Annotated in this window: 10 protein-coding genes; all 10 read left to right on the top strand. The window is 52.3% G+C overall.

The annotated features are described in order from the left end of the window. Positions 1-11: 11 nt before the first annotated feature. Complete coding sequence (tsaD, locus tag HPY52_09335) at positions 12-1,037, top strand: tRNA (adenosine(37)-N6)-threonylcarbamoyltransferase complex transferase subunit TsaD (protein ID NPV80464.1); 1,026 nt, start codon at positions 12-14, stop codon at positions 1,035-1,037. A gap of 51 nt (positions 1,038-1,088) precedes the next feature. Continuing rightward, on the top strand, positions 1,089-2,072 hold the full coding sequence (locus tag HPY52_09330) for an LCP family protein (protein NPV80463.1): 984 nt from the start codon (positions 1,089-1,091) through the stop codon (positions 2,070-2,072). 22 nt (positions 2,073-2,094) lie between these two features. Next, complete coding sequence (locus HPY52_09325; GenBank protein NPV80462.1) at positions 2,095-2,817, top strand: 2-phosphosulfolactate phosphatase; 723 nt, start codon at positions 2,095-2,097, stop codon at positions 2,815-2,817. Positions 2,818-2,852: 35 nt separating this feature from the next. After that, positions 2,853-3,707 (top strand): hypothetical protein, encoded by an 855-nt coding sequence (locus HPY52_09320; GenBank protein ID NPV80461.1) that lies wholly within the window; start codon positions 2,853-2,855, stop codon positions 3,705-3,707. A gap of 147 nt (positions 3,708-3,854) precedes the next feature. Then, positions 3,855-4,427: a hypoxanthine phosphoribosyltransferase gene (gene hpt / locus HPY52_09315; protein NPV80460.1), complete on the top strand. Its 573-nt coding sequence runs from the start codon at positions 3,855-3,857 to the stop codon at positions 4,425-4,427. A 42-nt stretch (positions 4,428-4,469) separates the two neighbouring features. Further along, a complete protein-coding gene (gene galU / locus HPY52_09310; protein ID NPV80459.1) occupies positions 4,470-5,360 on the top strand; it encodes a UTP--glucose-1-phosphate uridylyltransferase GalU in 891 nt (296 codons plus the stop codon). A 43-nt stretch (positions 5,361-5,403) separates the two neighbouring features. Then, on the top strand, positions 5,404-6,828 hold the full coding sequence (locus tag HPY52_09305) for a sigma 54-interacting transcriptional regulator (protein NPV80458.1): 1,425 nt from the start codon (positions 5,404-5,406) through the stop codon (positions 6,826-6,828). Between the two features lie 306 nt (positions 6,829-7,134). Further along, entirely contained in the window at positions 7,135-7,662 is a 528-nt protein-coding gene (gene nuoE / locus HPY52_09300) for an NADH-quinone oxidoreductase subunit NuoE (GenBank protein ID NPV80457.1), read from the top strand. Positions 7,663-7,836: 174 nt separating this feature from the next. Further along, the gene (locus HPY52_09295) at positions 7,837-8,304 is read left to right on the top strand and encodes a (2Fe-2S) ferredoxin domain-containing protein (protein NPV80456.1); all 468 of its coding nucleotides are present in this window, start codon (positions 7,837-7,839) and stop codon (positions 8,302-8,304) included. Continuing rightward, positions 8,288-11,344: an NADH-quinone oxidoreductase subunit NuoF gene (gene nuoF, locus HPY52_09290; GenBank protein NPV80455.1), complete on the top strand. Its 3,057-nt coding sequence runs from the start codon at positions 8,288-8,290 to the stop codon at positions 11,342-11,344. The genes HPY52_09295 and nuoF overlap by 17 nt, the downstream gene beginning before the upstream one ends. The last annotated feature ends 71 nt before the right edge of the window (positions 11,345-11,415 follow it).

Below are 11,415 nucleotides of genomic sequence, written 5' to 3'. Positions count from 1 at the left end.
TGGTATTACTGCTGACAAAGCCCGATGTACTTATATTTGGTATCGAGACTTCATGCGATGAGACATCCGCAAGTATTGTCTTGAATGGGGAGGCAATCCTCTCGAATGTTATAGCTTCGCAGGTAGACATGCACAAGAAATTTGGAGGGGTCGTGCCTGAGATTGCTTCGCGAAGGCATGTGGAGCTGATCATACCCGTGATAGACCAGGCCTTCGGTGAAGCAGGAATATCTCCGGAGAAAATCGATGGTATCGCTGTCACCCGGGGGCCGGGCCTGGTGGGCGCATTATTGGTTGGTATATCAGCGGCCAAAGCCCTTGCATTTGCTCTCGGTGTTCCCATTATGGGCGTGAACCATGTGGAAGGGCATATATATGCGAATATTCTCGCAAACCCGGAACTGAGGCCGCCTTTTGTCGCGCTTACGGTATCTGGTGGACATACTGACCTTGTCATGGTCAAAGAATATGGGAAGTTTGATGTCTTGGGGCGCACCAGGGATGATGCCGCAGGGGAGGCGTTTGACAAGGCCGCCAGGGTGCTTGGGCTCGGGTATCCGGGGGGTCCTGCTATTGACCGTATCTCAAAGGAAGGCGATAGTAGCCGGGTTTTATTTCCCAGGGTCTATCTCGAAGAGGGAAGTTTTGATTTCAGCTTCAGCGGCCTTAAAACGGCCCTGGTTTCATACGTCAACAAGGCCAGGGCAAAAGGTGAATCAATCAATATACCAGATGTGGCTGCCAGTTTCCAGGAAGCCATTGTGGAAGTGCTTGTTGAGAAGACTATTATAGCCGCACTCTCTACAGGTGTGAGGAAGGTGGCCATATCAGGGGGGGTGGCTGCCAACAGTCGCCTGCGGGAAGAATTTTCTAAAAGAGCGACAGAACAAAGAATAGAAGTCTTCTACCCGCCCCCTGCATTATGCACCGATAATGCAGCGATGATCGCCTGCGCCGGGTATTACAGGATGCTCCGCGGACAGCTATCATCGTTGGGATTGGAGGTTGATCCGCGTCTGAAGTTGGTGGCGGAATAGACTGAAGGCAGTAGCCAAAACCATGGGATATATGGGTTCGGGGGGAGTCTGGTGGAGGATTTGAGCTCTGGACTGGCGAATTTACAATTATCGCAGAAGCAGCGTCGTCAAAAGAACAAGCATCGCGGCAAGAAATGGATAAGGGCAATCTCAGCGCTCATATTTACGGCATTCATCGTAATTGGTTCTATCTCCATCATATCATGGCTATCTTTTCAAAAGGCGATGGATCTGGAGGAGGCATTCAACATTCACGACAGGCCCATCACCATTCTCCTCCTGGGAGTGGATCGGACCTATGATGTGGATGGGCATTCGATGAACGGGGGGCAGCGGGCGGATACCCTGATATTGCTCAGTGTAAACCCAATGTCCAAAAAGGCATATCTCATCTCGATTCCCCGGGATACAAAGGCTGAAATACCGGGCTACGGGACCGGCAAGATCAATAGCGCGCATGCCAGGGGGGGCATAGAGCTTGCTATGCGGACCGTGGAGAGACTTGTCGGTCTTCCAATTGATGGATACGTAGAGACGGATTTCCAGGGGTTCGTAAAGCTGATCGACCTCGCAGGAGGTGTAACCGTCAACATAGATCGCGACATGAAATATGAGGACCGGGCTGGCAATCTCAAGATTGATCTCAAGGCCGGCGTTCACCGGCTAGATGGCGATCAGGCGCTCCAATTTGTCAGGTTTAGGCACGATGCCCTGGGGGATATTGCGCGCATCAGGAGGCAACAGCAGCTGCTCAGATCAGTCATTGCGGCATTAGTTGCGCCAAAGAATTTGACAAAGGCAAAGCCGATGATAGAGGCTGCCATGAAATGTGTCAAAACAGATTTGTCTATAAGGGAAATAGGGGCCCTTGGGTGGTTTCTTGCACATATCGATGAAAATACTCAACTTGAGACCGAGACTCTCCCGGGAAGTTTCGCGCCATTGTATTGGCTGCCAGATCAGAGCCGTATCGAAGAATTGGTCCAATCCATTCAGGAATGTGCCAATGGACAGCAAGGCATTCCTTCACACTAGAAGTAGGAGGAAATTGAGTTCTATGCGAGTTGATGTTACCGTAATTCCCCAGGAACTCGAACAGCGAGATTTGGGGGATGCATGTGTCGTTGTGCTAGACATCTTACGCGCCAGTTCCACTATCGTGACTGCGATGGCCAACGGTTGCGAGGAGGTGATTCCCACCGCGACTGTGGAAGAGGCAGTAGAAATAGCGCATGGCTATGGCAAGGGGGAATTCATCCTTGGGGGGGAGCGCCGGGGGAACAAGATTGAAGGATTTGATCTCGGAAACTCTCCTCTGGAATATACCAGGGAAAACGTTGCGGGGAAGAAGATCATATTTACCACCACCAATGGAACGCGCCTGCTCAAGATCGCTAAGAACGCCCAGTGTGTCCTGGTGGGCTCTTTCCTGAACTTGAGTTCTGTTTGTGAGTATCTCCTCAGTTTGAACAAGGATGTCATTCTCGCCTGCGCCGGGGATGAGCGGAAACTTGCTTTGGATGATCTCGCCTGTTCTGGTATGATGGTGGATTATCTTGCGGCAAGAAAAGAGGTTGAACTGACGGATGGCGCCATTGTGGCGCGGACCATCTATAGCGCATATAGGGATGAGATAGAAAAGGCATTATCTTCCGCGGAGCATGGTCGGTTCCTCATCGATGCTGGTTATCATAAGGACGTAAAGTTTGCGTCCAGCCTTGACTTGTATGAGGTGGTTCCTATCTTCTCCCAGGGCCATATTAGACTGGCAAACAAGTGAAAACTCGGTATCCATCGAGAGGAGAGTAGATCCTGGTGAGAGGCTCTGGTGGCGCGAAGTCATACCTGTGGATAGTTATCCTTCTGGGTTCTATTGTTGCAGGGGTGGCAGGGTTCTTCTATTGGCAAGAAAAGGGTCCAAAGGAGGCCCCCGTCGTGCAGGAACCGGGGTCTGCAGAGATTGAGGCAGTTGCTATCCCGCGTGATATTCGAGAGCTATTCATCGTTGCTGCCGGCAACACGCTCGGGATCAAGAAGGCAAAGATTACTGAAGAGGTTTCCTTTCCCACTTCCTCCGAGCTTGTAGGCATGGATGAAGCCCGTAAGCTCGGCACAGGCCTATGGGAGAGGATCATAGAATTCACTCCGGCCGCTCTCCACTATGTTTCTTCGACAGAAGATAGCGAGTTTGAAGGGTATCGGGCCGGCGACAGGATCGTCTTTAGGGTGAGGGATGCAGGGTCTGATTCTCCGGGACCGTGGCAGAAGCCGGATTCGGCGGTCCAAGATGAGGAGCTGGCCTCTGAGTTAGAATGGATATCCAAATTCAAAGGAATGGGCAGCGTTCTCGAGAGTGGGTTCAAGGAGGCGACAGAGGTCAAAACCATCAAAGAGGATTCCCTTGGCGGTCAGAAGTGCATGGTTGTGAGTTTCAGGCTGCCGTCTGTAGATGAAAGGTTCTATGGATCAGGAACTCTTGATAAGACTCAGATCCAGCCTGTGAAATATGAAATGATCGCCTGGATAACCAAAGGATCCAAGCCCGTCATCCTCCAGATAGAGGATATGTATGTATATAAGTCGAAGGAGTCCGGGCTGTATGAGTATTCGGTGGGGAAAACCCGGATTCAAGAGGTTCCAAATCTTGGAATTTCGATGCCCGCGCTCTAGGGGGGCACTTGCTGCTCCAACTTTAGAGGGGTGCGCTGCCGTCTCGGCGGACTACCTCATGTGGATTTTTGTTTGAAGGGAGGAAAATGCCGTAACGATCTATAACTATGCGAGCGAATGTGTTGCGGCGATTCAATGACGAATTCTTTGATGAATGACGTCGAATGTATTCTTGTTGATGAAAGCGACATCCAAAAAAGGGTCAGGGAACTTGGTGAGGAGATCTCGAGGGACTACGCGGGCCGGGATCTTGTGATCGTTGGAATACTCAAGGGAGCCCTTGTCTTCATGGCCGATCTGGTGCGGAACATACGAATCCCTCTTTCTATAGATTTCGTCGCCGTATCTAGTTACGGGCTGGCCACGAAGACCAGTGGGGTCGTGAGGATATTGAAGGATCTTGATGCGCCTATAGAGGGCAAGCATGTGCTGGTTGTGGAGGATATAATAGATACTGGCCTTACTCTTCACTACCTTCTAGAAAATCTGAAAGCCCGCAAACCTAGCTCTGTGAAGATTTGCACGCTGCTTGATAAACCCTCTCGTCGTGAGGTTCAAATAACACCTGATTATAATGGGTTTCAGATACCTGATAAATTCGTAGTGGGATATGGACTAGATTTTGGAGAAAAATACCGCAATCTACCTTCGGTCTGTGTTTTGAGGCCGGAGGTCTATCAGGGAAAGCTGAACAACAATAGAAATGGCAACCACAGGTGATAGAATATGCTGAAATCAGGGGTTTTCCTGGGGTGATTTTGTATGCGGGTTCGTAAAGCGGTAATTCCGGCGGCAGGACTTGGAACTAGATTCCTTCCTGCCACCAAGGCTCAACCTAAAGAGATGCTGCCTATTGTGGATACGCCCATAATTCAATATGTGGTCCAGGAAGCAGCAGCTTCAGGCATCGAGGATATATTGATCATAACCGGGCGAGGAAAGCGGGCCATTGAAGATCACTTCGACAAGTCTTTTGAGCTAGAATCGGTTCTGAAACGCTCAAACAGGGATGATCTCCTCGAGGCTGTTCAGGACATTTCTAATATGGTGAATGTACATTTTATTCGCCAAAAGGAGGCCCTGGGATTGGGCCATGCGGTATACCAAGCCCGGTGGCACGTGGGCGATGAACCTTTTGCGGTTTTGCTGGGAGATGAGATCTTTGATTCAGAGGATCCCTGCCTTGCCCAGCTCATCAGGGTCCACGAAGAGCTCGGGGGTAATGTAGTGGCTGTATCCCCGGTTCCCCAAGAGGAAACAGGGAGGTACGGGATCGTTTCCCTCGATGGTGAAATAGATGGCGCATATAAAGTGACGAGTCTGGTGGAAAAACCGGATCCTCGCAGCGCCCCCTCCAACCTCGCTGTCATAGGGAGATATATTCTTGAGCCTCAGGTCTTTGATATATTACTTTCCCTGGGGCCTGGAGTAGGTGGTGAATTCCAGCTTACCGACGCTCTGAATGTGTTGGCCGAGCGCTCTCGAGTCTTTGCAGTTGTCCCAAAGGGCAAGCGATATGATGTGGGAGACAAGCTGGGGTTTCTCAAGGCAACTGTAGAATTCGCCCTGAAGCGTGAGGATCTTGCCCCTGATTTTCGTGTCTATTTGGAGGGATTGCTCAAGGGCGGGGCTAGGCCTGCCGACCACCAGTAACAGTGTATGATATAATAGTCCTGGGAGGGGAGGTGATGGGGGTATGATCCGCAGCATACGGCCTTCCAAGACCTGGGTCTATACCGTCGATTCAAGGTGCGCTGGATGCGGCGCGTGTGTCACTGTCTGCCAGAATGGCGCCATCTCCCTGGTGAACCGGCGCGCTCATGTACAATCTGATCGTTGCGAGGCCTGTGGTCAGTGCATCCCCATATGTCCTAGAGGGGCGAAGAAATTCTCCTTCAGGATCCCAGACGAGGATGAAATCCGGAAAGCCCTTCAGCTTATGGGGCGTATGACTTCTCGCGACGAATACGATTGTGGGGCCTGCGGATATAGTTCTTGCCGTGATAAGGCCATTTCGGTGAGCCTTGGTCATTCATCCCCTCAGGGTTGTATTTTCGCCCCTAATGACCCTGATGATAGAGATATGAAGGCTTCGTCAGGAGCCGCCAGCGCTAATCAGGGGCTCAGGTTAGTGACGGGTTCCAGGCAGGATGCGGACATTGATCCTGACCACATAGTGGCCTATAGCCAGGAAATGGGCAAGGTGCTGCAGGTCGCTGAGAGAGTCGTAAATGTCAATGCAACAGTGCTTATCCTGGGGGAATCAGGAGTAGGCAAGGAAGTCGTGGCGAGATTCATCCATCGGATGGGGAACAGACGACAAGGACCTTTTGTAAAGGTCAATTGCGGCGCGATCCCTGAGACTCTTCTGGAGTCGGAGTTGTTTGGCTATGAAACAGGGGCATTTACCGGTGCAAAGAGAGCTGGCAAGCCGGGCCTCATCGAGCTCGCCTCCTCAGGCACTTTTTTCTTGGATGAAATCTGCGAGCTTCCTCTCAACCTCCAAGTAAAATTGCTTCAAGTCTTACAGGAGAAGCAGGTGACCCGCCTGGGCGGGACGAAGCCCATTCAGATAGACGCGCGCATCATCGCTGCGACAAATCAGGATATTCATGAGATGGTAAGGCAGGGGTCCTTCAGAGCAGATCTCTTTTACAGGCTCAATGTGGTTCCCATAGTAATACCGCCACTTCGGGAGCGGAAAGATGATATCATACCCCTCATGTACCATTTCCTGGATGTGTGCTGCCGCAAATACGGCGTCCGTAAAACCGTGACCGATGAAGTCAAAGAGGCTTTCATGGCATATGATTGGCCTGGGAATGTCAGGGAACTTGAGAATCTTGTGGAACGCCTGGTCATCATTGCCGTGTCCGATGAAATAGGGATAGCCGACCTGCCTTCACCTTTCAAATCCTGCCCGGTAAATCAGCCTCCGGTTACCGTTTCTGATGTCGTGCCCCTCAAAGATGCAGTAGAAGAGGTTGAACGCCAGATCATCCAAAAGGCAGTTTCACGTTATCACAGCACTTATGAGATCGCTGAAGTTCTGGGCATAAACCAATCCACGGTTGTGCGAAAGATCCAGAAGTACTTTCGAGGCGGCCAGGCATCCTCATAGCGTCCCTGCCATGATTAATCAAATATGCGACCCGGCAGCGGTTCAACTAGCAGACTCATTCCTTCGGCTATGCGCGACATACGTAATCTAGCAGGCCCGCATTACCCCAATGCAGGCTCGCATCATCTAATGCACTGCTGCATCAATGGCCGAGAATCCCCAGATCTTCCGTGATGCATCTTCGCATTCCAGGATCCTATTTCTCTATCACCATCGCGCCCCATAATCCTGCAGACCCGCGCTAAATCAGTGCCTTTCGAGGTTGGCATGGGGTTTGCTTCATAGGTTTTCGCGAGTTCCTCTGGCATGATATCAAATAGCCTGTTTCTAGGAGGGGTATATGTGGCGGTTGAGGAGGTAAGGCTCACTCAAATCAGCGAAGAGAAGTGGCAAAAGCTTGAGGAGATCATCGGGAAACATCGGGGGAAAAGGGGCGTCCTGATCCAGGTCCTGCATGAAGCGCAGGAGCTTTTAGGGTACCTGCCCAGGGAAGTGCAGGAAAAGGTGGCCCTTGAACTTGACATCCCGCTCAGCGAGATCTATAGCGTCGTATCTTTTTATGCTCTCTTCTCTCTCAAGCCCAAAGGACGTCATCAGATATCTATCTGTAAAGGTACCGCGTGTTATGTTCGCGGGTCTGATAGGATCCTGGAGAAGCTGGAGGAGACTTTGGGGATAAGGGCCGGTGACACCACCGACGACGGTAGGTTCTCCGTTGAGGTGGTCCGGTGCATGGGAGCATGCGGGCTCGGGCCGGTTATGCGGATCGACGATGACATATATGCTCGCTTAAAACCTGACAGGGTACCCGGGATTCTGGAGAAATATAAGTAACTCAACTCTTTCTAAAGAATATGGGATCATGGAGAGATATAGATGACCTGGTAAGATGCTCGGGATCTTGGTGAAATTTCTGAGGCAGACCCTCATGCTGCTAAGGCAGCACCATCAGACGGATGAAAACCCTCGGGGTAGGCGCCTCTATTCTCGGGGTAGGAGGAATGAAAGATGCCAGATGCTGCTTCTCGTTGGAAGAGGGCTCATGGACCGGAACTCCGGCTGGCCAGTTCTCGCAAGATGGGGCGGGTGTTACGGAGTGTCGCGGATCTCAGGGAGCTGAAGGCCAGGCTCAATCGTTCCAGTCCCATAGGCGGCAGGGCGGGTACCGAGGTAACAGTAGGACTCGGGGTGTGCGGGCTCATGGCATCGGCAGATAAGGCATTTGATGCCATCATGGATGAACTGGCAGTTCGACATATTCACGATGTGGTCATCAGAAGATCGGGATGTATGGGGTGCTGCAACGCCGAGCCCATAGTAGTGGTGAACCGTCCCGGTATGCCTGTGACAAGGTACCCTCTAGTATCTCCGGAAGATGCGAGACGGATTGTTGTCCAGCATATTGTCAATGGCAATATAGTGCCGGAAATCTTTCTCAGGTGGGATCGTTTGGCAGAGGATGGAGGGAGGCTCTAGTATGGATCTTTTTCGATCACATGTTCTGGTATGTGGTGGGGCCGGGTGCCTATCATCCGGCTGTGAAGGGGTAAAAACTGCGCTCCTGGATGCCGTGGAGCGCCTGGGACTCCAACAGGAAGTAAAAGTGGTGGTCACAGGATGCATGGGGCCCTGCGACCTGGGACCTATGATGATTATATATCCCGAGGGTGTACTGTACCAGCGTCTCAAGCCTGCGGACGCCGATAGGATCGCTGAGGAACATCTCCTCAAGGGCCGCATAGTACGAGACCTGTTATATACCGAGCCGGTCACCGGCGCCGCAGTGCCTACTTTCCAGGAGATGGGATTCTTCAACCGTCAGACTCGCGTGGCCCTCAGGAATACGGGGCGAATAAATCCGCTCGTCATAGAAGAATACATTGCCTCTGATGGATATTCTGCGCTTGGCAAGGTGCTTACCAAAATGACACCGGAAGAGGTCATTGATACAGTCAAAAGGTCAGGGCTGCGCGGAAGAGGGGGAGGTGGCTTCCCCACGGGGCTGAAATGGGAGTTTTGCGCCAAAGCTAAGGGGAACCCGAAATATGTGGTGTGCAATGCAGATGAAGGAGATCCCGGTGCCTTTATGGATCGGAGTGTCCTTGAAGGAGACCCGCATTCAGTGCTGGAGGCCATGGCTATCGCAGGTTACGCCATCGGGGCGCATCAAGGCTATATATATGTCCGGGCCGAATATCCCCTGGCGATAAAACATCTCACCCACGCAATTGGGCAAGCCCGAGAGCAGGGTCTCCTTGGCAATGATATCTTTGGGACAGGGTTCGATTTCGATATAGAAATAAGAGTAGGCGCAGGGGCCTTCGTCTGCGGGGAGGAGACGGCGCTTTTGGCTTCCATCGAGGGAAGGCGCGGCGAACCGCGTCCAAGGCCACCTTTCCCAGCCAATGAGGGTCTCTGGGGCTGCCCCACCTTGATCAACAATGTCGAGACTTACGCGAATATCCCCCCCATTATCTTGAACGGCGCGGAATGGTTTGCATCCATCGGGACGGAAAGGAGCAAAGGAACCAAGGTATTTGCCCTGGCAGGGAAGATCAGGAATACAGGTTTAGTTGAGGTTCCAATGGGAACTACCCTGGGTGAGATCATCTATGACATCGGCGGCGGAATACCAGGAGGCAAGAAGTTCAAAGCCGCCCAGACGGGAGGACCGTCAGGGGGGTGCATCCCCAAAGAGTATTTGAACACGCCGGTTGACTATGATTCCTTGAAGGAACTCGGAACCATCATGGGGTCCGGTGGGCTCATAGTCATGGATGAAGATACTTGCATGGTGGACCTGGCACGATTCTTCCTTGAATTTACCCAGGATGAATCATGCGGCAAATGCGCTCCTTGTAGAATTGGAACCAAGAGGATGCTGGAGATCCTGACCAGGATCACCAGGGGCCAGGGACGAGAAGGCGATGTGGAGCGTCTCATCAAACTCGGACAATGGATCAAGGAGACTGCCTTATGTGGCCTCGGACAAACTGCTCCTAACCCCGTGCTGACCACGATTCGCTATTTCAGAGAGGAATATGATGCCCACATACGGGATCATAAGTGTCCGGCTTCAGTGTGCGCAAGCCTATTTGAATCTCCATGTCAAAATGCGTGCCCTGCGAGTGTGGATGTACCCAGATACATCAGTCTTATCAGGCAAAAAAGGTATTCTGACGCTGTTACCGTGATCAGGGATAAGAACCCATTCCCATCCATATGCGGGAGAGTCTGCACGCATCCTTGTGAGCTAAAGTGCCGGCGCGCCCAAATCGACGAGCCGGTGGCTATTTGCGCCCTGAAGCGGTTTGCCGCTGATTATGAGATGAAAAGACCTCCCATGGCGCCACCCGTCAAGCGGAACAACCCAGCGGCAAGTAATGTAGCCATAATCGGAGCCGGGCCATGCGGCCTATCTGCTGCCTATTATCTGGCAAGACTGGGACACAAGGTTGTAGTCTTCGATGCCCTGCCAGTGGCGGGCGGAATGCTGGCCGTGGGTATTCCAGAATATAGGCTGCCTAAAAGGGTGCTCGAGGCGGAAATAGAGACTATAAAGGCCCTTGGCGTGGATATCAGACTGAATACCCGGATCGGGAAAGATATCTCACTGGAGGACTTGAAGAAACAAGGGTTCAAGGCCATATTCATCGCAATAGGGGCTCATCTCGGGCAGAAGCTGGGTGCGCCTGGCGAAGACCTCGAAGGTGTTGTGAATGCCATAGATTTCCTCCGCGAGGTCAACCTTGGCCAGCGGACCGGAGTCCCTCGCCGGGTCGCTGTCATCGGCGGCGGGAATGCCGCCATCGATGCGGCTAGGACCGCTCTCAGGTTGGGCGCCAAAGAAGTGCATATCCTCTACAGGAGGACGCGTGAGGAGATGCCGGCGGAACCCTACGAGGTCATGGAAGCTGAAAAGGAAGGCATAAGGATACATTTCCTTACGGCCCCATCAAGGATTTTGGGGAAGGCTGGCAAGGTGACCAATATGGAATGTATCAGGATGGTGCTGGGCGAATTCGATCGCACTGGCCGTAGGCGTCCCACGCCGGTGGTCGGCTCCGAGTTCATCATCGATGTGGATCTTATCATCCCAGCCATCAGTCAACAACCAGATATCTCCTTTGTGCCCCGGGATAGCGGCATAGAGACCACAAGGTGGTCGACAATCCTTGCAGATCCAAAGACATTTGCCACCGGAGCGGATGGGATATTTGCCGGCGGTGATTGCGTCACGGGCCCGGATACAGTTATAGGCGCTATTGGCCAGGGTAGATGCGCGGCCATGGAGATAGACAAATATCTCGGCGGTGATGGAGTGATCGAGACTCATCCCGATCTTGGACGAGAGCTCGCCGGTGAGATAATCGAGACGGAGATGCCAAGGCAGAAGGTCGAAAGTCTGGATATCAGCGCCAGGTACCCAGGTTTCAGGGAAGTAGAGCTTGGTTTTACAGAGGCTGCCGCGCTCCAGGAAGCAATGCGGTGCCTGCGCTGTGATATAAAGGACTGAGTTATGAAAATCCGCCAGCGGCGCTATGCCACTGGCGTCAGGCCTCTAACGTTGAATCAGACACCTTAGAG

The organism is Bacillota bacterium, from assembly GCA_013178415.1.
Lineage (GTDB): Bacteria > Bacillota > SHA-98 > Ch115 > Ch115 > Ch115.
The sequence above is the reverse complement of the archived record's forward strand: the minus strand, read 5'-3'. Positions and strand labels throughout refer to the sequence as shown.

What these genes read in the sequence shown, in the direction of transcription:
- HPY52_09325 (NPV80462.1), top strand. Translation starts at nt 2,095, where the DNA reads ATGCGAGTTGATGTTACCGTAATTCCCCAGGAACTCGAACAGCGAGAT.
- galU (NPV80459.1), top strand. Translation starts at nt 4,470, where the DNA reads ATGCGGGTTCGTAAAGCGGTAATTCCGGCGGCAGGACTTGGAACTAGA.
- HPY52_09305 (NPV80458.1), top strand. Translation starts at nt 5,404, where the DNA reads ATGATCCGCAGCATACGGCCTTCCAAGACCTGGGTCTATACCGTCGAT.
- nuoE (NPV80457.1), top strand. Translation starts at nt 7,135, where the DNA reads ATGATATCAAATAGCCTGTTTCTAGGAGGGGTATATGTGGCGGTTGAG.
- HPY52_09295 (NPV80456.1), top strand. Translation starts at nt 7,837, where the DNA reads ATGCCAGATGCTGCTTCTCGTTGGAAGAGGGCTCATGGACCGGAACTC.
- nuoF (NPV80455.1), top strand. Translation starts at nt 8,288, where the DNA reads ATGGAGGGAGGCTCTAGTATGGATCTTTTTCGATCACATGTTCTGGTA.